The 22345-nt window shown below is 43.9% G+C and carries 20 protein-coding genes; 14 read left to right on the top strand and 6 right to left on the bottom strand.

The window, feature by feature from the left end:
• Positions 1-52: 52 nt before the first annotated feature.
• A complete protein-coding gene (locus B7P33_RS17035; protein ID WP_097443564.1) occupies positions 53-2683 on the bottom strand; it encodes a valine--tRNA ligase in 2631 nt (876 codons plus the stop codon).
• A 176-nt stretch (positions 2684-2859) separates the two neighbouring features.
• Between B7P33_RS17035 and B7P33_RS17030 the strand changes: the two genes are divergently transcribed.
• A complete protein-coding gene (locus B7P33_RS17030) occupies positions 2860-3246 on the top strand; it encodes a DUF1573 domain-containing protein (protein ID WP_097443422.1) in 387 nt (128 codons plus the stop codon).
• A gap of 73 nt (positions 3247-3319) precedes the next feature.
• Here B7P33_RS17030 and B7P33_RS17025 read toward each other — a convergent pair whose 3' ends face one another.
• Positions 3320-4651, bottom strand: a complete 1332-nt coding sequence (locus B7P33_RS17025) for an aspartyl protease family protein (RefSeq protein ID WP_097443421.1) — start codon at positions 4649-4651, stop codon at positions 3320-3322.
• Between the two features lie 168 nt (positions 4652-4819).
• On the opposite strand from B7P33_RS17025, the gene B7P33_RS17020 reads away from it, so the two are divergent.
• The 9 genes from B7P33_RS17020 (at position 4820) to B7P33_RS16980 (ending at position 13665) form a co-directional block, all read left to right on the top strand.
• Positions 4820-6013 carry a pyridoxal phosphate-dependent aminotransferase gene (locus B7P33_RS17020; RefSeq protein WP_097443420.1) on the top strand — a complete coding sequence of 398 codons (1194 nt, stop codon included), beginning with the start codon at positions 4820-4822 and terminating at the stop codon, positions 6011-6013.
• Between the two features lie 4 nt (positions 6014-6017).
• Positions 6018-7034 (top strand): UDP-N-acetylmuramate dehydrogenase, encoded by a 1017-nt coding sequence (gene murB / locus B7P33_RS17015; RefSeq protein WP_097443419.1) that lies wholly within the window; start codon positions 6018-6020, stop codon positions 7032-7034.
• Between the two features lie 210 nt (positions 7035-7244).
• The gene (locus tag B7P33_RS17010; protein WP_097443418.1) at positions 7245-7778 is read left to right on the top strand and encodes an RNA polymerase sigma factor; all 534 of its coding nucleotides are present in this window, start codon (positions 7245-7247) and stop codon (positions 7776-7778) included.
• Between the two features lie 17 nt (positions 7779-7795).
• A complete protein-coding gene (locus tag B7P33_RS17005) occupies positions 7796-8554 on the top strand; it encodes an anti-sigma factor (protein ID WP_097443417.1) in 759 nt (252 codons plus the stop codon).
• Positions 8555-8702: 148 nt separating this feature from the next.
• A complete protein-coding gene (locus B7P33_RS17000) occupies positions 8703-8906 on the top strand; it encodes a membrane or secreted protein (protein ID WP_097443416.1) in 204 nt (67 codons plus the stop codon).
• A gap of 13 nt (positions 8907-8919) precedes the next feature.
• On the top strand, positions 8920-9489 hold the full coding sequence (locus B7P33_RS16995; protein ID WP_097443415.1) for an RNA polymerase sigma factor: 570 nt from the start codon (positions 8920-8922) through the stop codon (positions 9487-9489).
• 68 nt (positions 9490-9557) lie between these two features.
• Positions 9558-10424 (top strand): lipoyl synthase, encoded by an 867-nt coding sequence (gene lipA, locus B7P33_RS16990; protein WP_172435985.1) that lies wholly within the window; start codon positions 9558-9560, stop codon positions 10422-10424.
• Between the two features lie 11 nt (positions 10425-10435).
• Positions 10436-11446: a type I glyceraldehyde-3-phosphate dehydrogenase gene (gene gap / locus B7P33_RS16985; RefSeq protein ID WP_097443414.1), complete on the top strand. Its 1011-nt coding sequence runs from the start codon at positions 10436-10438 to the stop codon at positions 11444-11446.
• A gap of 107 nt (positions 11447-11553) precedes the next feature.
• Positions 11554-13665, top strand: a complete 2112-nt coding sequence (locus tag B7P33_RS16980) for a tetratricopeptide repeat-containing hybrid sensor histidine kinase/response regulator (protein ID WP_245871821.1) — start codon at positions 11554-11556, stop codon at positions 13663-13665.
• Here the strand turns inward: B7P33_RS16980 and lpxK are convergent.
• Positions 13662-14663 (bottom strand): tetraacyldisaccharide 4'-kinase, encoded by a 1002-nt coding sequence (lpxK, locus tag B7P33_RS16975; RefSeq protein ID WP_097443413.1) that lies wholly within the window; start codon positions 14661-14663, stop codon positions 13662-13664. The genes B7P33_RS16980 and lpxK overlap by 4 nt on opposite strands.
• A gap of 232 nt (positions 14664-14895) precedes the next feature.
• Here lpxK and B7P33_RS16970 point away from each other — a divergent pair, with 232 nt between their 5' ends.
• Both B7P33_RS16970 and B7P33_RS16965 read left to right on the top strand, forming a co-directional pair.
• Positions 14896-15990, top strand: coding sequence for a Nif3-like dinuclear metal center hexameric protein (locus B7P33_RS16970; RefSeq protein ID WP_097443412.1), 1095 nt, complete (start codon positions 14896-14898; stop codon positions 15988-15990).
• Positions 15991-15992: 2 nt separating this feature from the next.
• The gene (locus B7P33_RS16965; protein WP_097443411.1) at positions 15993-16778 is read left to right on the top strand and encodes a zinc ribbon domain-containing protein; all 786 of its coding nucleotides are present in this window, start codon (positions 15993-15995) and stop codon (positions 16776-16778) included.
• Positions 16779-16890: 112 nt separating this feature from the next.
• On the opposite strand, the gene B7P33_RS16960 is transcribed toward B7P33_RS16965, so the two are convergent.
• Together B7P33_RS16960 and B7P33_RS16955 are read right to left on the bottom strand one after the other, a co-directional pair.
• Positions 16891-18231, bottom strand: coding sequence for an FAD-dependent oxidoreductase (locus B7P33_RS16960; protein ID WP_097443410.1), 1341 nt, complete (start codon positions 18229-18231; stop codon positions 16891-16893).
• A gap of 75 nt (positions 18232-18306) precedes the next feature.
• Entirely contained in the window at positions 18307-18849 is a 543-nt protein-coding gene (locus tag B7P33_RS16955; protein WP_172435984.1) for a ClpP family protease, read from the bottom strand.
• Positions 18850-18935: 86 nt separating this feature from the next.
• Between B7P33_RS16955 and B7P33_RS16950 the strand changes: the two genes are divergently transcribed.
• Positions 18936-19634 (top strand): hypothetical protein, encoded by a 699-nt coding sequence (locus B7P33_RS16950; protein WP_097443408.1) that lies wholly within the window; start codon positions 18936-18938, stop codon positions 19632-19634.
• Between the two features lie 53 nt (positions 19635-19687).
• Entirely contained in the window at positions 19688-20845 is a 1158-nt protein-coding gene (locus B7P33_RS16945) for a peptidase associated/transthyretin-like domain-containing protein (protein WP_097443407.1), read from the top strand.
• 65 nt (positions 20846-20910) lie between these two features.
• Here the strand turns inward: B7P33_RS16945 and kynU are convergent, their stop codons facing one another.
• Positions 20911-22188: a kynureninase gene (gene kynU / locus B7P33_RS16940; protein ID WP_097443406.1), complete on the bottom strand. Its 1278-nt coding sequence runs from the start codon at positions 22186-22188 to the stop codon at positions 20911-20913.
• Positions 22189-22345: the final 157 nt, after the last annotated feature.

Below are 22345 nucleotides of genomic sequence, written 5' to 3'. Positions count from 1 at the left end.
CCCCCGAATATAAGGCATCACCTGCAATTATGCAATCCCCCGGTCACTTGCCTTATTTTAGACCGGCCAAACTCTTTTCTATAGTCTCGATCTTGGCCATGGCATCGGCCTCTTTTTGTTTTTCGATAGCAACCACTTTCTCGGGGGCATTATTGACAAAGCGCTCGTTCGAAAGTTTCTTCTGTACCGATTTCAAAAAGCCTTGGGTATAGCTAAGCTCTTCTTCCAATTTGGCGATTTCGGCCGCTACATCTATGGCGCCACCTACAGGAATAAAGTATTCATTACTCTTAACCCGGAAAGACAACGCGCCATCTAAAGCTTGGTCAACATAAGTCAACTCGGAAACATTACCCATCTTTTTGATAACGGCATCCCAGCTTGGGGCCACCCCTTCGGTATTGAGCACCGAAAGTTCCAAGGTTTCTTTGTTGGGTATATTCTTTTCTTTACGAATGGTACGAATGCCCGAAATTACTTCCGAAGCCATTTGGAATCCGGAAATCAAGGTTTCATCAACGGCTTGTACTTTAGGCCAAGAAGCTACGATCAAGGCCTCTTCAGGCGAACGTGCCTCCATATGCTGCCATATCTCTTCGGAAAGGAAAGGCATAAACGGATGCAGTAATTTTAGGTTTTCTTCGAACAAGGCGATTACCTCTTGCTGGGTTTTGGCATCGATAGGCTGTTGATAGGCCGGTTTTACGATTTCCAACAACCACGAACAGAAATCGTCCCAAACCAACTTATAGATAGCCATCAAGGCATCGGAAATACGATACTTATCGAAATGATCTTCGATTTCGACCAAAGTGGCATTGAACTTGGCTCGGTACCAGTCCAAGCCCAAACGGGCCGCCTCGGGTTGTGGTATATCGGCCGTTTCCCAACCTTTTACCAATCGGAAAGCATTCCAAACCTTATTGGAGAAGTTCTTTCCTTGCTGGCAAAGGGCTTCATCGAACAACAAATCGTTTCCGGCTGCGGAACTCAACAACAAGCCTACACGAACCCCATCGGCACCGAACTCCTCGATCAGTTTCAGGGCATCGGGCGAATTGCCGAGTTGTTTCGACATTTTACGCCTTTGCTTGTCGCGTACCAGACCGGTCAAATACACATTTTTAAAGGGCTTGGCATCTTTGAACTCATAACCCGCAATGATCATACGGGCTACCCAGAAGAATAGGATATCTGGCCCTGTTACCAAATCGGAGGTAGGGTAATAGTAATTGATCTCTTCGTTTTCAGGCTCCAAAATGCCATTAAAAACACTCATGGGCCATAGCCAAGAAGAGAACCAAGTATCCAAAGCATCTTCATCTTGACGAAGATCGGCCAGGGTAAGTTCATTATTGGCCGTTTTTTGTTTGGCCTTTTCCAAGGCGGCTTCCGCCGTTTCGGCCACTACGAAATCTTCCTTGCCTATACCATAATAATAGGCCGGTATACGCTGTCCCCACCACAATTGGCGCGAAATATTCCAATCGCGTATGTTCTCCATCCAGTGGCGGTAGGTATTCTCGAACTTTTTCGGGAACAACTTTACCTCTTCATCTTCAAGCACCGCTTTAATGGCAGGTTTTACCAAGTCTTCCATTTTCAAGAACCATTGATCCGAAAGGCGCGATTCTATAACGGCTTTGGTACGTTCCGATGTCCCCACCTTATTGGTATAGTTCTCGGTCTTTACCAACGACCCGATTTCTTTCAATTCTTTGGCAATGGCCTTACGAACTTCAAAACGATCCATGCCCTCATAATGTAGGCCATGTGCGTTTAGGGTACCATCGGCATTAAAGGTATCTATAACCTCCAGTTTATGTTTATCGCCCAAGGTTTTATCGTTGGGATCGTGGGCCGGGGTTACCTTTAAACATCCGGTTCCGAACTCTACGTCTACATAAGTATCTTCAATAATTGGTATTTCCCGGTTACAGATTGGCACGATAGCTTTTTTACCCTTTAAATGGGTATATCTAGGGTCATCTGGATTGATACAGATAGCCGTATCGCCCAATATGGTTTCCGGGCGCGTGGTCGCTACGGTCAACGTATCTTCAGTGCCGGCGATTTTATAAGATACATGATACAATAGTCCTTGACGTTCTTCATAGATAACTTCCTCATCCGACAAGGTGGTTTGGGCTTCCGGGTCCCAGTTTACCATACGATACCCCCTGTAGATCAATCCTTTTTCGTATAAATCGACAAAAACCTTGATTACCGAGGCATACATAGTATCATCGAGGGTAAAGGCTGTACGGTCCCAATCACAGGAACAGCCCAACTTTTTCAATTGCTCCAAAATCACACCACCGTATTGGTGTGTCCAATCCCAGGCATGTTTTAAAAACTCCTCGCGACTAAGATCCGCCTTGTCGATACCTTCCGCTTTTAGTTTGGCCACTACTTTGGCCTCGGTAGCAATGGAAGCATGATCGGTACCCGGTACCCAACACGCATTATATCCCTTTAACCGAGCACGGCGGATCAAGACATCTTGAATGGTATTGTTAAGCATATGTCCCATATGCAACACCCCGGTTACATTGGGTGGCGGAATCACTATGGTGTAGGGCTCCCTTTCGTCGGGGGTAGATGCAAAATATTTATGATCCATCCAGTACTTATACCACTGCGTCTCTACTCTCTGCGAATCGTACTTTGAGGGAATTTCCATGTTTTGGAACGGTTTTTGTTTCATTTAGGCGAATATAATTCTTACAAGAAAGAAAATGGGATATAATTACCCCATCAAATACGAAACAAAAATAAGTAACGTTATAAGATAACAAAAGAATTTTGGAGCCTGAACGGGTTTCCAGTACATTTACCATTACCAAAAAAAGAATAGAAATGAAAAAAATCGTATTACTGTTGTTCGTAGGACTGCTTAGTTTAGGCGTATCTGCCCAAGAGTCCGCGGCCAAAATAGAATTCAAGACAGAGACCATTGATTATGGTGAAATTGAAAAAGGCAGCGACGGTGTTCGCGTTTTTGAGTTTACCAATACCGGAAAGAGCCCTTTGATCATTAGCAAAGTAAGCTCTAGCTGTGGTTGTACCATACCTAAAAAACCGGAAGCTCCCATTTTACCGGGTAAGACCGGAAAAATAGAAGTGAAGTACGACACCAATCGTCCCGGACCTATCCGCAAGGCGATTACCGTAATTTCCAATGCCGATACACCGACTAAAGTCTTAAAGATCAAAGGCACGGTTAAAACCCAAGGAACCAAATAATAAGGTTCGCCTTTATAGAAAATACAAAACCGCCCAAGTGGCGGTTTTTTTTTGCCTTATTTTATAACCCCAACTAAAAAATCTTTTTCAAAACAAAGCTGACCAAAACATCTTGATTGGCCCTTTCTACCAATACTTTAATATGCTTTCCGTCTTTTTCGTTCAGCATTTTAAAAATCTCCTGGATTTTATATTGATGCACCCGTTTTCCGTTTACGGCCAAAATAAGATCTCCTTCCTGGAGTCCGGCCAAATCGGAAGGGCTACCTGCCCGTATGCCTGACACGATAATCTCGGGCACCAAACTCAATTTTGATTTGTTTTCGAGCAATATCTGCACATTCCCGAAATTAGCCCCATCTTCTTGCACTACGATTCCGTTAGTGTCTGCGATACGCTCCACTATATAGCGCATACCGTTATGCTTCAGATCTATGCCGCTCATATTGTAATGAAAAGCATCACCGAACTTACTGTTCTTTCGCATGGTTACCTTTCGGTTCGGATAGTCGAAAACCATATTGAAACGTTTCAGTATTTCGCTACCGACACTACCATTGCGATCCCCCAGGTTCTTCAAGGCGGAAAAAGTTTCCATATCCGGAAACGCGGCTTTGGCATCACGCAATTCAAAATCACCGATCTTAAAACTGTTTACCTTGGTTCGATGGCCGTATATGGCACCGCTTAAGCCTTGGCCTAAAAAATCGCGATAATTTTTCTCGGGTAACTCCAACCCCTTCTCAGCATCGGTAAATAACCATACGGCATCACTACTTCCGGTATCGACCAATAACTTGACCGGTATCTCTTCTTTATCTTCTAGTACAACAGCCCCCTTGACATAGGCCTTTTTATGATCGAGCTGCAATGGAAAGGTCCGGAACTTTTTACCCTTCTTATGTTTGTATTTATCGGGGTCGTGGAATTTTATAAAATTACCCGTATAACTGATCTCTACGGCAAAATTTTGGAATAGGTCATAACCGATGATACCATGTACCGGAACCCCCAAACTTGGTGAAAAATTCAAGGATTTATCCATGACCACGTACAATTGCTGGTTTTGGTTCTGCACCCCACCAATTTTAAAGTGGTTACCCCTAGAACGTAGGGCTTTGGCATCTTCCCCTTGGCCCAAGCCTTTTATGGTTACCTCCGAAACTTGATTGATCTGAATGGAGTCTTGATCGGAAAGGTTAAAAAGTATAGGGGTCCCCACCCCAGAATCGAGAATGAACGAAAGTTCGGCCCCGTTAACCTCAATAGGAACGATAATCAAATTATTGACTAGCTCGAACTTTACTTTAACAGATGGTTTTCCTGCGGGTAAATAATAACGTTGCCCAATTAAAAAAAGGGGCAAAAACAACATCAATATAAGTACGAATCCTGCTCTTTTCATAACCGTAACGCAACAATCATCCCTTCAAGATACGAAAAACACATGAAATCTCCTCGAATTTTAAGAAACCGATAACGATTCTGTTATTTTAAATTCAAACAAAATGTGCCGGAAATGTTGCTAGGCCCGTACGCAATTCCCATTTTTGTTTAAAATTACCGATATCATATGCCTTCCATCTCAAATAAAGGGGGAAATATGCCCCAAAGTCCTATCCGTAAGCTGGTACCGTTTGCCGAAGCCGCCAAAAAAAGAGGAACCCAGGTTATCCATCTAAACATTGGACAGCCCGATATAAAAACGCCACAAATAGCGCTGGATGCGGTAAAGAACAATACCGTGTCGGTCTTGGCCTATAGTCGTACGGAGGGCTCGGAAACCTATCGTGATAAAATTGCCCAATATTATGCCAAACACCAAATCGAGGTAGACGCCTCGGACATTATCGTTACCACTGGTGGTTCGGAGGCCCTATCGTTTGTTATGGGCAGTATTGCCGATGCGGGAGACGAGGTAATTATACCCGAACCCTTTTACGCCAACTACAATGGCTTCGCCACGGCGAACGGTGTAACCGTAGTACCGGTAGTTTCTAAAATAGAAGAAAATTTCGCCCTACCCCCTATCGCGGATTTCGAGAAACTGATCTCGGAGAAAACCAAAGCGATATTGATCTGTAACCCCGGCAACCCGACCGGATACCTATATAGTGCCGAAGAAATTGCCAAATTGGCCGAGTTGGTGAAAAAGCATGATCTTTTCTTGGTCGCCGATGAAGTCTATCGCGAGTTTACCTATGAAGGCCGTACCCACCAGTCCATTTTAACCCACGATTCCATTGCCGACAACGCCATTGTAGTAGACTCGGTATCGAAGCGTTATAGTATGTGTGGGGCCCGTATTGGTTGCTTGGTCTCTAAAAATAAAGAGCTCATCGCTACTGCCCTGAAATTCGCACAGGCTAGATTATCACCACCCACCTATGCCCAAATCGCCTCTGAAGCGGCCTTAGACACGCCGGAGTCTTATTTTACCGACGTCATTGAAGAGTACGACCAACGCCGAAAACTATTGATTAGCGAGTTAGAAAAAATCGATGGTATAAAAGTAGGCAAGCCCAGCGGTGCCTTTTATTGCATCGCCGAACTACCCATAGCCGATGCCGATCATTTTGCCCAATGGTTGTTGGAAAGCTTCGAAGTAGATGGCGAAACGGTAATGGTAGCCCCAGCGGCCGGATTCTATGCCTCTCCGGGCCTTGGGAAGAACCAAATTAGGATCGCCTATGTTTTAGAGGAAAAACAGTTGTTGAAAGCGGTTCGCATTTTGGCCGAGGGACTCACCGCCTATACGGGAAAATAGGACTATGCAGATACAGGAAAACGTTTCTTTAAAAGACTACAACACCTTCGGAATCGATGTTACCGCCCGTTACTTTATATCGGTAAGCAAGCCGGAAGAAGTGAAAAAGGTATTAGACCTTAAAGGCTATCCGGAACTCTTTTTATTAGGTGGCGGCAGCAATATGCTTTTGACCCAAGATCTTGAGCGATTAGTGGTACATCTGAACCTGAAAGGTATTTCCGTTCAAGAAAAAGGGAACGATAAAGTATGGATTACCGCTATGGCCGGCGAAAATTGGCACGATTTTACCCAATGGGCCTTAGCACAAGATTACGGCGGCATTGAAAACCTATCTTTGATTCCGGGTAATATCGGTACCGCACCCATTCAAAATATTGGTGCCTATGGAGTAGAGCTGAAAGATGTTTTCGTGAGTTGTACGGTAATGGATCGGGCTACGGGCGAAATACGTACGCTAACTAAATCGGATTGCCAATTCGGGTATCGCGATTCCCTATTTAAAAAAGAGGCCAAAGACCAATACATCATATTATCGGTTTGTCTGGAATTGACCCAGAAAAACCATCGAAAACATACGACATATGGGGCCATTTCGGCCGCATTACGAGCCCGTAATATCGATAATCCCTCGATTCAAGATGTAGCAGAAGCCGTAATTGGTATTCGGCGTCAAAAGTTACCCGACCCTAAGGAAATAGGCAACAGCGGCAGTTTTTTTAAAAACCCGATACTATCCAAAACAGAATTCGAACAATTTTCAAAACAGCATACAGCCGCACCTTTTTATGCCCTGGACGATGGTAATTATAAAATACCTGCCGGTTGGCTCATTGAAGCCAGTGGCTTAAAAGGCTTTACGAAAGGCAAGGCCGGTGTACATAAAAACCAAGCCCTGGTTTTGGTAAACTATGGTGGCGCCACAGGAAACGATATTTGGGAGATGGCCCAGTATGTGCAGCATACGGTAATTGAAAAGTTCGGCATCAAACTCGTACCGGAAGTTAACATTATTCCATAAAAAATGACCCCTGTCCTCACAGGGGCCATACCAAACCAAACTAACCAAAAACTAAATGTGCAATAACCAATCACACATTTAAAAGTTCAATATTTTTTCCTTTAAAAAAGGCGTTACTTACAATTTAATAACTTTGTGCTCCATATATTTACGTATAAATATAAGCATTTGGATTCTGTTAGTCCATAAAATTTGGACATCCTTACATAAATGAGTCAACTTTTAGAAAAACATATTGTAGAATTATTGCAGGAGCGCGATGAAAAAGCGATTTCATTACTCTACGAGCACTATAGCGACACCTTATACGGGGTAGCCTTAAAGGTGGTTAAAGATGAAGAGTTGGCCCAAGATGTACTTCAGGAGAGCTTTGTAAAGATCTGGAACAAAAGTGATTCATACGATGCCAGCAAGGCCAAGTTGTTTACCTGGCTATTTCGGATTACGAGGAATACGGCCATCGATAAATTGCGCAGTTTAGGGAATAAACAGGAAAAAGAAATCCAAATCGACGTATCTGACGTATATAATCTTGGCGTCGAATCGATCAGCCCCGATGCCCTGGATCTTAAAAAGCATTTAGGCACCTTGGACCCTAAGTACCAAATCGTGCTAGAAGCTTTGTTTTTCCAAGGTATGACCCAACAAGAAGCCAGTGAAGCCCTCGACATTCCCTTGGGCACGATAAAGTCGCGCTTAAAGATCGGGTTACGGGAGATGAAGAAAATATACGGTGCCGGTTGACGTTTAATACCAAGACCATGAAAGAAAAAGTAAAAGATTTTTTGGATAGCGATGTACTGGAGAAATACCTCTTGGACACGGCCGATACGTTAGAATCGCAAAAAGCCGAACGATACATCGCCCTTTACCCTGAGGTACGTAAAGCCTATAAAGACCTTCAAGAGGGTTTGGAGGCCTTTGCCCAATTGCATTCGGTAAAAACCCCTGAAGGGCTTAAGGCCAAGATCCAACATCGTATTAAAACGGAACGACGCAACAAAAGCAAGTTCTTCCGTTATGCCATTGCCGCGAGCTTTGTAGCCTGCATGTTCGCTGGTGTTTCCTATTTCTTCTGGAACCAAAACCAGAACCTTATCGAGGAAAACACCATGGTTACCAACAAGATCAAGGATTTGGAGACCGATATGAAAGAACAATTGGAAGATGTGCGCAACCAATTTATCGTCTTGAACAATCCGCGTACCAAAAAATATTACGTAAGCGGCAACAAACGCGCCAAAGAATTAAAGGCCGTGGCTTACGTGAACCCTATTAAAAAGCTATCGTACATTAACGTACGAAACCTACCGAACCTACCGGAAGACCAATGTTACCAGATGTGGGCCGAGGTCAATGGCGAATTGGTAAGCCTTGGGGTAATGCGCGAGATCAAGGATAAAGATAAAATGTTCGCCTTACCGTATGGCGATAATGCCGTTGGCTATATTACTATAGAACCCAACGGGGGCAACCAAACCCCTACCCTAGATCAAATCGTCGCCAAAATGAAATACTGATGTAGACCGTTAAAAGATTGAAAAGCCCCGCAGAAGCGGGGTTTTTTATTTCGTATCTTTGGCCGGAATTTCCTAACCATTAGGATAGGTCGAATAATTCTTGTTAACCCGTATGGGTGATTAGGATTCATGAAGTAAAAATCAACAGATGAAATTAGCCTTACTTACGATAGGATTACTCGCATTGGCTTTCGCGGGAATCGCCATAAAAATCTGGGGGAAAAAAGACGGTAAGTTCGCGGGTACCTGTGCCAGTCAGAATCCGTTTTTGAACAAAGAAGGCGAAGCCTGTGGCTACTGTGGTCGCTTGCCCGACGAACAATGTAAAGGAGACCAGGCTACGGCCCAATAAGATCTATTTGTAAATGGCAGACTTGTCCAAAGCCGAAGTACTGGCCATTATAGCCAAAGCAAAACAAGGCAACCAAATCGCTTTTAGCCAGCTGCTCGACAGCTACTGGAACGATGTTTACGGGTATCAATTGTCGCGCATACGCAATGAAAACGATGCCGAGGACATTAGTATTCAGACCTTTTCCAAAGCTTTTGATAAGATAGACACCTATAATAGCGACTACAATTTTGGTACTTGGCTGATCTCTATATCCAAAAACGTACATATCGATTTGGTACGTAAGCGCAAAAGCAATGTATTGGACCAATCGGAAAGCGAAGGCAGTGCCGATATCGTTCGGGTATTGGACGATGCCCCAACAGCCGAAGACCAGCTGATTACCGAACAAAACCTAGCGAAGCTTTTGGGGTATATCAAAAAACTGAAACCCCATTACCAAAAGGTAATCAACCTGCGCTATTTCAACGAGCTAAGTTATGCCGAAATGGCCAAGGAATTGGACGAACCCCTCAACAACATTAAAGTAAAGCTGTTACGGGCCAAAAAGTTATTGGCCGAGATAATCCGGAATAAAAAGTAGGATATCTAGGCACAACCTACTAGGTACGGCCCCTATTTACTTTCGTATATTTGCATAAATTTTTGCCTATGGAAACCGTAAGCGCAAAACCCACCAAGGGAAAACCAAAATGGCTTAGGGTAAAATTACCCACCGGAAAAAAATACACCCAGCTTAGAGGTTTGGTCGACAAGTACGACCTACACACCATCTGTACCTCGGGAAGCTGCCCCAATATGGGTGAATGTTGGGGCGAAGGCACGGCCACATTTATGATCTTGGGGAATATCTGTACGCGCTCCTGCGGTTTTTGTGGGGTTAAGACCGGTAGGCCAGAAAGTGTAGACTGGGCCGAACCAGAAAAGGTAGCCCGATCTATAAAGATCATGAATATTAAGCATGCGGTATTAACCTCGGTTGACCGTGACGACTTAAAGGATATGGGATCTATTATCTGGGCCGAAACGGTAAAGGCCATCCGTAGGATGAACCCCGAGACTACCCTAGAGACCCTTATTCCCGATTTTCAAGGCATTCCTACCCATTTAGACCGTATACTTTCAGTCGCCCCAGAGGTAATCTCGCACAATATGGAAACCGTACGTCGCCTAACCCGTGAAGTACGTATACAAGCGAAATACGACCGCAGCCTAGAAGCATTGGCCTATTTAAAGGAGAACGGTGCCCACCGTACCAAATCGGGTATTATGCTAGGTTTGGGAGAGTTGGAAGAAGAGGTTTTGGAAACCATGGAAGACCTGCGCAAAGCAAATGTAGATGTAGTTACCATTGGACAATACCTACAACCATCGAAAAAACACCTGCCCGTGAAGGAGTTCATAACCCCGCAACAGTTCCGGAAATATGAGGAAACCGGACTTAAAATGGGCTTTAGACATGTAGAAAGCGGTGCCTTGGTCCGCTCTTCGTACAAGGCCCACAAACACATACTTTAGTACTTCTACACATGAACCGCATTCGAATCGGCATCAACGGATTTGGCCGAATAGGCCGTACATTCTTTAAATTGGCCCATGACCACCCCAGAATAGAGGTGGTAGCCATTAACGATTTGGCCGATGCCTCTACCCTAGCCCATTTACTAAAATACGATAGTATCCACGGCCCTTTTAATGCCAATATCAAAGGCGGGGAAAACGGAATAGAAGTAAACGGTAAGCTAACCCCGCTTGGTAACCATCAAGACCCTGCCGATATTCTATGGCACGAATGGAATGTGGACATGGTGGTTGAATGTACCGGAAAATTCAAGACCAAACCTGAACTGGAACCCCATTTAAAACCGGGGGTAAAAAAGGTCATCTTATCGGTACCCCCGGTACAAGACGATATTAAAATGGTGGTTTTAGGGGTTAACGAACATATATTAGGCCCTGAGGACCGCATTGTATCCAATGCCTCATGTACTACAAACAATGCCGCCCCCATGATTCAAGTAATTCAAGATCTTTGTGGTATTGAACAAGCCTATATTACTACCATTCATTCGTATACCTCAGATCAAAATCTTCACGATCAGCCCCATCGGGACCTGCGCAGGGCCCGCGCGGCCTCACAGTCGATTATTCCGACTACCACGGGAGCGGCCAAGGCCTTGACCCGAATTTTCCCCGAATTATCAGATGTAATCGGGGGTTGTGGTATTCGGGTACCCGTGCCTAACGGATCGTTGACGGATATTACTTTTAATGTGGCACGGGAAACCACGATCGCCGAAATCAATGCTGTTTTTAAGGAAAAATCGGAGTCTAGCCTAAAAAATATCCTTTTTTATACCGAAGACCCCATAGTTTCTATCGATATAAACAATAGTTCGTATTCTTGTACGTTTGATTCTCTGATGACCTCCGTCATTGGAAAAATGGTCAAAATAGTCGGCTGGTACGATAACGAAGCCGGTTATAGCCATAGATTATTGGATTTAATCGATTATTTAGGTAGAACATCGACTCAATAAAACAAAAGAAACGACCCAACCAACACCGGACGACTTGGCTTGTCCTGGCTTGTTTTTTGCTTTTCCTTCACGTTAGGCCCCAACCTACGGAACCTTCGGATGGCAACTTGCAGTCTTATTTTGTAAGGGCACTTACCCTACGAAATGAGAACAGAATAGATTTGGCTTTCGACACCTTAAAAAAGGCCACTGAAAAAGCCGAGGAGATGGAAGATGTAAAGGCCTTGGCCGATACCTACCATCAAATTGCCATATTGAACTTAAGGATTAATAAAGACAGAGCGGCCGAATTCTATTGGGACCGCGCCAAAGTCTTGTTAGATAACTTATCATACCCATATGGTAAGGCGATGCACAAGTATATTGAAGCCTTGTTTTTATTCAAAGAAGGTAAGAACTTCCAAGGTATTTACGCATTTAATGAGTCACGTAAACTGAGCAACGATAGAAACCTCTCCAACAATATCGTTCTGGCCGAGGCCGAAATCTATGCCAAAATCGAAAAGTTTGACAGTGCCATAAAAAACTTCAACTTCCTTCTATCTAACAACGACCTCTACGAACAAGATTATTTGAAGACTAGGGGATATTTAGGTTTGGCCCGGGTTAACATTGCCATGGGAGACCTAGAGGAAAGTATAAAGCATGGTGAACAAGCCTTGGCCATTGCACGTAAAAACAAATTTGCAGCAGAGATTTTACAGGCCAATGAATTGTTGAGCTACAGCAATGAGGAAATAGGTGAATTTAAAGCCGCAATTATCCATCAACGGAACATCATGAACATCAAGGATTCGGTGTTTACTACGGCTAAGGTAAAGGCCGAGGCCAAAACCGCAGATAAGATCCAATACGAATTCATGCAGGAAGAAATAAAGAGGCAAGAAGCTGAAATCTCAGATTTACGTGAGTCACAGAACCGCTCGGAGATTACAGCCATCCTAACCTCGGCTTTCTTGACCATTATTTCCATTCTGGCCATTTCGCTATACAGAAACAACCAAATAAAGCTGAAGACCAATGACCTCTTGCACACCAAGAACAAAGAGTTGGAATCGGCCCGTGATGCCGCGGTACAGGCCGTAGAGGCTAAAACCAATTTCCTTTCTACGGTTAGCCACGAATTACGCACCCCTTTGTATGCGGTAACCGGGCTCACGCATTTACTCTTAGAGGAAAACCCAACCAGTAAACAGCTTGAACACCTTAACGCCTTAAAGTTTTCAGGTGATTACCTCTTGAACTTTATCAACGATATCCTACAGATCAATAAAATCGATGCCGATAAGCTAGAGATCCTATCCATAGAGTTCAGTCTTAAAAAAGTATTGACCGAGGTTATCGATTCACTACGCCAAAGTGCGAACCAGAACAACACCCAACTCATACTCGATTTCGACAATAAGATCCCGACCGGACTTATGAGCGATCCGATAAAATTGAGTCAGGTTTTTATGAACCTCGTGGGTAATGCCATCAAATTTACCAAGGAAGGCCAAGTGAATATCATCGCCAAATTGGTAGAGCAAAAAGATGAAGAAGCCACCATTTATTTTGAGGTAAAAGATTCCGGAATCGGTATTTCGGAAGAAAAAATAGATTCCATTTTCGATAGTTTTGAGCAAGGTTCGGTACAGATCAACCGTAAATATGGCGGTACCGGTCTCGGTTTGACCATCGTTAAAAGTTTGCTAGGCCTGTTTGAGAGTAAGATTGAGGTAAAAAGTCAATTGGGCAAAGGCTCTTCTTTCTTCTTCAACCTGAATATGAAGTGCAAGAATGAAGTTGTAGACGACACCCCGTTCGAAGTAGCCAAAAAAGATTACCAACTGGCCGGATTACATGTTTTGGTCGTGGAAGATAACAAAATCAACCAGGTGATTACCAAAAAAATGCTTAAGAAGCGCGAAATTACCTGCGATATCGCCAACAATGGTTATGAGGCCATCGACCATGCCAAGGCCAACCGCTACGATGCCGTTCTAATGGACATACATATGCCGGGCATTAGTGGTGATGAAGCGACCAAAGAGATACGTAAATTCGATAAGGAGACCCCGATAATAGCCTTGACCGCCATTTCGTTAGATGATAGTTTGGAAGCCTTTTATGCTGCTGGCTGTAACGATGTGGTAACCAAACCCTTCGACCCTGAAGTGTTCTACCAGAAAATTGGCGAGAATATTTTTGACCGCAACCTTAAGAACGCGGCTTCCTAGGCACCATCCTTAACATACGATTGCAAGGTATTCGAAAACCACCGGGCATCGTCAGTTGAAAAAGCATGTCGTATACCCAAGGCATATAAGTTTTTGACCCGTCCTTTTAAGCGCACATAATCTTTTTCGGTCGTTAGCACCAGCTCTTTTGCATTGAATTGTTCCACTTCCGCATCGCTAAAGTAATGATGATCAGCATAGACCAGATGTTCAAATTCGTGGCCTTTTTCTTTTAAATATCGCACCAAAGGTTCTGGGTTTGCGATTCCGGTTACCAAACAAAATGGAGTTTTCAAGGTATCGAGTGGAACTTTGCCATTAGGCCCCACTACCCTGTCATCATATTGTAAATGGGAAAAAAGCAGACGCTGGTTCTGCTGCAAAGCCAACTTCTGTCTAATCAATTCCTTTTCTTGTGCCTCCAAATCCTCAGGACACTTGGTAACGATAACCACATGGGCACGCCCAGCTTCCTTTTTATGATCGCGAAGGTTCCCCGAAGGTAAATACCCATCATCTACATACAAATCGCCATACATGGTCAATAGAATCAATAGTCCGGGTTTTACTTTGCGGTGCTGGTATACATCGTCCAAAACCAAAGCCTCAAGTTCGGAATCGTTTCGCAAAGTGGCAATACCATGTCTTCGGTCGCCATCGACCGCCACGGTTACCTCGGGAAACTTTTGATGTATCTGAAACGGCTCATCACCAATATCTAAAATAGAAGTCCCTTCATGGGCACGAACGAAGCCTTTGGTATTTCTACCATAACCACGACTCAGCATAGCTACCCGAAATTGGGCCAATTCGCGCAACACATATTCTACCATAGGTGTTTTACCAGTACCCCCTACACTTAGATTACCTATACCAATCAATGGAAAATCGTAGGTCTGGGAAGAAAACCAGCCCCAGTCGTAAAAGCGGTTGCGCATATAAACGATCATGGCGTAAACCCATGAAAAGGGAAAAAGTATTCTTCGGTACCAAGGCATAGAACGAAATTATAATATTTATCTTTGGTTACCCAAGAAAGATACAAAGCCTGTTTAAATTTTGTTTTTAGAATTAGTTATTCGCTATTTTTTTGCCAATTGAGGCTTGAAAAACGGAGATTGGCAGAGCCAAATGAGTATTTTTATAACGAAAAGTGGCAAGAACCTGCCCGTCCGGCAGGCGGGAAGAGCCATAACAAAACTAAAGGATAAAACTTAAACAGGCTCTTAAATGACGGTACAAGATATTACCAACGTATTGGAAGAATTGGCCCCTTTAACCTATGCCGAAGGTTTTGACAATGTCGGCCTTCTGGTAGGCTCACCCAACCAAACCGTAAGTGGGGTCTTGGTGACCCTGGACACTTTGGAAAATGTGGTGGACGAGGCCATAGAAAAGAACTGCAACCTTATCGTTAGCTTTCATCCTATCGTGTTTTCGGGTTTAAAGAAACTAACCGGGCGCACCTATGTGGAGCGGGTGGTAATCAAGGCTATTCAAAACAATATCGCCATCTACAGCATGCATACCGCCTTGGACAATTGTTTTTCGGGCGTCAATGCTAAAATATGTGAACGATTGGGCTTGGAAAATCTTAAGGTACTCATTCCCCAAAAAGGAACCATAAAAAAACTGACCACCTATGTGCCCCATGCCCATCTGGAACAAGTGCGTACAGCGCTATTCGAAGCCGGGGCCGGAAATATCGGTAACTATAGCCATTGCAGTTTTACCCATTCTGGCACCGGAAGTTTTTTAGCGGAAGCCGGGGCCAATCCAACTTTGGGTGAACCTGGTCAACTACATCTTGAAGGAGAGACCCAGCTACAGATCACTTTTGAAAAAATGGTGCAATCGCAAGTAACCCAAGCCTTGTTTAAAGCCCACCCCTATGAAGAAGTGGCCTATGAGATTACAAGCTTGGAGAACACCAACCAACATATTGGTATGGGTATGTACGGCGAATTACCCGAAACCATTTCAGAAAAAGCATGCATTGACCTTTTAAAAGACCAAATGAACGCAAGTTGTGTACGGCATTCCGACCTATTAGGTAAGCCCGTAAAACGCATTGCGGTATTGGGCGGTAGTGGTTCTTTTGCCATAGGAGCGGCTAAAGCTGTTGGAGCCGATGTTTTCGTTACGGCCGACCTAAAGTATCATCAATTTTATGAAGCTGAAGGAAAAATGGTTTTGATGGACATCGGACATTATGAAACCGAGCAGTTTACAAAAAACCTATTGGTCGATTATCTTACGAAAAAAATTCCTAATTTTGCAGTCTGTTTATCGCAAAGTAAAACGAATCCCATCAATTATTCATAAGTATGGCAAAGAAAAAGGAAGCGACCATAGAGGACAAGCTTAGGGCATTATATGATTTACAACTGATCGATTCGCGTATCGACCAGATTAGGAATGTTCGTGGTGAGTTGCCTTTGGAGGTTCAAGACCTTGAGGATGAAGTACTAGGTCTTAAGACCCGTATGGATAAATTGAAGACCGATGTTGAGACCATCAACTACGAGATCGGTGCCAAAAAGAATTTGATCGAAGAGGCCAAGGCCTTGATCAAGAAATATGCCGAGCAGCAAAAGAACGTTCGAAACAGCCGTGAATTCAACTCTTTATCTAAAGAGGTAGAATACCAAGAACTGGAGATTCAATTGGCCGAAAAGAACATAAAAGAGTTCAAAGCCCAGATCGAGCAGAAAAAACAAGTGATTTCCCAAACTAAAGAACATCTTTCTGAAAGGGAGAGCCACTTAAAGCACAAAAAAGGCGAGTTGAACGATATTTTGGCCGAGACCGAGAAAGAAGAAGAGGTTTTGATCGAAAAATCTGCGGAGTTCAAAGGCAATATCGAAGAGCGTTTGGTAAAGGCTTACGACCGTATCCGTACCAATGTAAAGAACGGTTTGGCCGTAGTACCAATTGAAAGAGGTGCTTCCGGTGGATCTTTCTTTACCATTCCACCGCAGGTACAGGTTGAAATCGCCAGTAGAAAAAAGATCGTTACCGACGAGCACAGTGGTCGTATCTTGGTAGATCCTACCCTTGCTGAGGAAGAAATCGAAAAAATGGAAAAATTATTTGCTAAGTACAGCAAATAGAAAATTCCATTCCCAATAAAAAAGAGAAGCCACGATAAAATCGTGGCTTTTTTTTTATGCGATATGTGTTGACCTTATTTTTCAGAGCCCTAAAAACAAACCTATGGTTAGATTACCCCAAAGCCTCATAAATGGCTTGCATTATTTCGGGACTATCCCAGTTTTCGGTAATATCGGGGCGCTGCATAATACCCTGCATAATCGCCTCTTGGGCATCGCCAATGGCCAAGGCCTCGGCATAGGGCCTATCCGAAAAGGTTACCCGACTGTATACGGGCACCCATTTTTCGGGATAGGTATCGGCAAACTTGCGTTCTATTTTCTTTTGCAACAGAAAAAGGGGATCCGCCGTTTTTTGGCTCATCTCCATAAAATTGCGGTAACTGAGTTCGGCAATGGCATCGGCATTGGGTTTACGACTAGTTTCATAAGCCCTAAAAAGCCCGTCCCAATCGGCACCAAATTCCTCCATTAGATTATCCAAAACCGAAATGTCTTCAAAACCGGCATTCATACCCTGGCCATAAAAAGGTACGATAGCATGGGCCGCATCGCCCACCAAGGCCACCTTATCCCAATAGGTCCAAGGAAAACACTTCATGGTCACCAAGGCCGAGGTCGGATTCGAAAAGAAATCCTGAGTCAGGTTTTCGATATCGTCCATGACATTCGGAAAATAGGCCGTAAAGAAATCCTTGGCATCTTGTTCGGTTTTAATTTTCTCGAATGAAACCTCCCCTTCAAAGGGCAAGAACAAAGTACAGGTAAAACTACCATCTAAATTGGCCATGGCAATGAGCATAAACTTGCCCCTAGGCCAAATATGAAACGAATTCTTATCCAATTTATGGCTGCCATCGGCATTGGCCGGTATGGTCAACTCTTTATAGCCTACATCTACAAAATGTTGGGAATAATTGAAACGGGAGCGTCGTTGCATTTTATGGCGTACCCTTGAAAAGGCTCCATCGCAACCAAAAACATGGTCAAAACCGTAAGCTTTCCACTCCCCCTTTTCCGATTCCCCGGTATAGATGGTAGCCTCGGGCAGATCTACGTCCCACACCTTTTCATTAAAACGGAATTCGGCCCCGGCCGCTTCTGCCAGATCGATCATCTTTTTATTGAGCACCCCACGCGAAATAGACCAAATGGCCTCACCTTCCACACCATATTTTTGATAATATTCGGGTTTACCAACAACATGCAGGGCGCGTTGATGTAAAGGAATACCGATCTCTCTAATAGCATCGGCTATTCCCACCTTTTCCAAAGCACTCCACCCCCTATTACTTAAGGCCAGGTTTATAGAACGACCCGAGAACTTAATCGTGCGAATATCGGGGCGGCGATCAAAGACGGTTACCTTATGGTTTCGTTTTCGAAGGTATATGGCCAAAAGCGAACCCACGAGTCCGGACCCAATAATGGCAATATTTTTTGTAGCTGGCATATCTGTGTTTTTGGGGAACAAAAAAGGGCATTACTCTACGTATGCCCCTAAAGTTGTTTCGTTCATTACCGATGTTTACTCCAAAATACCGTCAACGATACCGTAATCCAAAGATTCTTGGGCGTTCATCCAATAATCGCGATCGAAATCTTTTCGCACCTTATCATAATCCTGACCACAATTATCGGCCAAGATACGGGCACTCAGCTCGCGGGTCTTAAGAATTTCCCGAGCTTGAATCTCTATATTAGAGGCCTGACCCTGCGCACCACCACTAGGCTGGTGTATCATTACTTGGGCATGCGGCTGTATAAAACGACGGCCTTTAGCACCCACCGATAACAAAAGCGACCCCATGGAAGCGGCTAAACCGGAACATACGGTAGATACCGGACTTTTAAGCGCCTTAATGGTATCGTAAATGGCAAAACCAGAGGTAACATAACCTCCCGGACTGTTTATGATAAGTTGAATCTCTTCGTTATTCTGAAGATCGAGATAAAGCAACCTATCGATCACATGCTTGGCCGAATCGTCGTCTACCATACCCCATAGGAATACTTTTCGTTCTTCGAGTAAGCGCTCATCTATTTTATGTTGGATCTTTCCTTTTTCCAAAATTGAAATTTTAGGTTTATGAAATCAAATGTAATGATTTTCGCCCTATTTTTAAGGGCTACGAACCCTTTACGAAAACCGTAATAATGAAACGAATCCTTTTTATTTTAAGTATAACACTTTTTATAGGCTGCCAAGAAAAAAAAGAGGCTAAGTCAACTACATCCTCAGCGGAGCAAGCTGTTCCCAAAAAAACAACGGCCCCACTCGAGTACCCGGAAAAAGTAGCCCAAGCCAATGGAATTGGCCAATGGAACAAGGTTAAAAAATTAGGGTTCACCTTTAATGTAGATCGGGGCGATTCACACTTTGAAAGACGCTGGATCTGGGATACCAAAACCAATACCATAACAGCCAAAAGCTCACAAGACACTTTGGTGTACCAAAGAAATGCCATGGATTCCATAGCCCAAAAGACCAATGGCGGCTTTATTAACGATAAATTCTGGCTAATGATGCCGTTTAACCTAAGTTGGGACCTAGGCAACTACACCTATACCTTTGAAAAAGGTGCCAAGACACCCATAAGTGGAGAAATTATGGACAAACTCACCGTGGTATATGGATCTGAGGGTGGCTATACCCCTGGTGATGCCTACGACTTGTTTATAGATGCCGATTTAAAAATCAAGGAATGGGTTTTCCGAAAGGGCAACCAGCCGGAAGCCTCTTTAACCACCACTTGGGAAGCCTATAAAAATTACGGCCCGTTAGATTTGGCCACCAGCCACAAAAATGAAGACGGAAGTTTTCATCTCTATTTTACGGATATCGTAGTGGAATAATGACCATTGGAATTTTTGGTATATAAATTGATGGCTATTGGAAAACCAATCGTATGCGCTATTTTCTATGCTATCTTGCAGTTAGCTTTGGGATTTCTGTTTCGGCCCAAAACCATGAGGGTGTTATTCTTGATGCAGAGGATGGCTCACCCATTGAATTCGTTTCGGTCTACAACCAAAAACAACATCAGGTAAGTAATGAAGAGGGCAGGTTTAGTATAGAAACCCAGTTAGATTCCCTATTCTTTTTTAGGCAGGGCTACCATAAAGGTAGTTTTCAAATAAGTCAGGTACCCGACACCGTATTCCTGGAACCGATTGCGGTAAAGCTTGACGAGGTAGTCGTAACCAATGGCAAGGATTTGTTGACCCAAGTTAAGAAGGCCATGGCCAAAAACTACGATATGACTCCGCATAAGGAGCGCTTTTTCATTCGCAGTGTATTACGTAGAAACGACACCCTGGTACGCCTACAAGATATGGTAGGCAAGCTAAAACGTAAGACTTTAATTTACGGGCGAGGCATGGAACTCGGCAAAAAGGACTTTACCTTAGAACTAGAACAGATGCGCAAAGCCGGAATTCAAGACGATGGCCAAAACATATATTTCAAGTTCCCGACCCTCTACCAATTGTTGACCAGTTTCGTTCGTATGAACGCCACAGGCCCTAGTTTTACACTGACCGAAAAACCATTGGAAGGCTCAAATTATATTAAACTGGATTTTATCAATGAAAATCCGGAAGTAAAAATTAGCGGACATTATTTGATCGATACCGCAAACCATGCCATACTTGAATTTCATTTGTTACGGGAAGGGCTAGACCAACCCTACCGCCAGAACAAATGGCTTTTCTACAAAGACCTTAACTATCAATTGGACGTCTACTTTGCCCTAGATCGAACCACCCAAAAATACTATCTGAAAAATGCCAAAAGCAAAGGATCAGTGAGCTGCACCGATGCCGATCGTAGTTTTAAAACCATTTACGAAGCCGAATACCTGCTCGACACCACAGACCCCTTTTCAGATTTTCAGGTCAAGAAAAACGTAAACGCTCATAAAGACCTCTTTAAAATCAGGCATGCGTATGAGCCTACCTATTGGCAAAACCAAAACCGCTTGTTGTTGACCCAAGAAATGCAGGCCTTTATAGACCAACTCGTAAGTGGAACAAATGAGTTTAAGGTAAAAACCAATTTACGTTAAGGTGGAAATTCCCATAAAAAACTCCAGAATCAAACTCCTATTGGCTTTTCCATACTTTTAGCCCCCTATTTCCCATAAGTTTCCAAAATACCTGCTTTGAGTATTTGTCCGAATCGGAACATATCTTCATAGGAACAATAAAACGGCGCTGGGGCCAATCGAATTACATTGGGCTCGCGCCAATCTACGATAACACCGGCCTTCATCAAGTAATCGAACAGGGGCCGTCCTTGCCCATGTAACAATACCGAAAGCTGGCACCCACGGTCTTTAGGCGTAATGATTTCGAAATTGCCCGGGGTTTGGGCATCTATTTCGGTGAGAATAAACTCAAGATAGGCCGTAATCACATCCCGCTTTTGTATTAAGGCCTCCATACCCACCTCTTCAAAGAGCTCCAAAGCCGCCAAATAGGGAGCCAAGGCCAATACCGGTGGATTGCTCAATTGCCAGGCATCGGCAGTTGGAGTGGGATCGAATTCGGGCGCCATTAAAAAACGGGTTTCTTTTTTGGTTCCCCACCAACCTTCGAAACGAGGTATGTCGGGTTGGTTTAAATGCCGTTCATGCACAAATATACCCGAGGCATTTCCGGGCCCTGAATTCATATACTTATACGAACACCAAGCTGCAAAATCGACATTCCAGTCATGTAAATTTAAAACCACATTACCGGCGGCATGGGCCAGATCCCAGCCCACTTTGGCACCCACCCTTTGGCCAGCCTCGGTAATGCGTTGCATATCGAGCACTTGACCATTGTAGTAATTTACGCCCCCGATCAAAACCAAGGCCAGTTCGTCGCCCGCCTGTTCAATGGCGTTTATAAAATCTGATGTCTCCCAATGATGTTTTCCTTCCGGCTTTTTTACCTCAATCAAAGCCTCGTCTGGATCTAAACCGTGCACTTTAAGCTGGCTTTTAAGCATATATTGATCTGACGGAAATGCTTTTTCCTCACAAAGGATCTTATAACGTTGCTTGGTAGGCCTATAGAAAGATACCATCAACATATGCAGGTTTACGGTAAGCGTGTTCATCACACTCACCTCTTCGGGCTTACCACCTACCACTTTGGCCAAGCTCGGAATAAGTCTTTCGTGATAGTCCCACCAAGGTTTTTCGGCATAAAAATGGCCTTCAACCGCCAGATTACGCCAATCTTCCATAATGGCATCCACAAAACCTTGACTGTTCTTGGGCTGCAATCCCAAAGAGTTCCCCGTAAAATAAATGGTTTGTTTTCCATTGACCTTCGGAAAATGAAAAGCCTCACGGTATTTACCCAGGGCATCTTGGGCATCCAAATTTTGGGCAAAAGTCAAGCTGTTCTCGAAATGCATATCGGGCGATTTTTTTCAAAAATAAGGATCTTTGGTCTGCAATTCGGAAAATAGTAACTATTCAGCACCCCACACTTTTGGCTACGATGCGGTCTTTAGGATCTTGCCTTTGTATTTTATTTCTCACATAGCGGTGCTACCTGCCCGACCGGCAGGC

Source organism: Sediminicola luteus, assembly GCF_002514735.1.
Lineage (GTDB): Bacteria > Bacteroidota > Bacteroidia > Flavobacteriales > Flavobacteriaceae > HQA918.
This window is presented reverse-complemented; position numbering and strand designations above follow the sequence as displayed.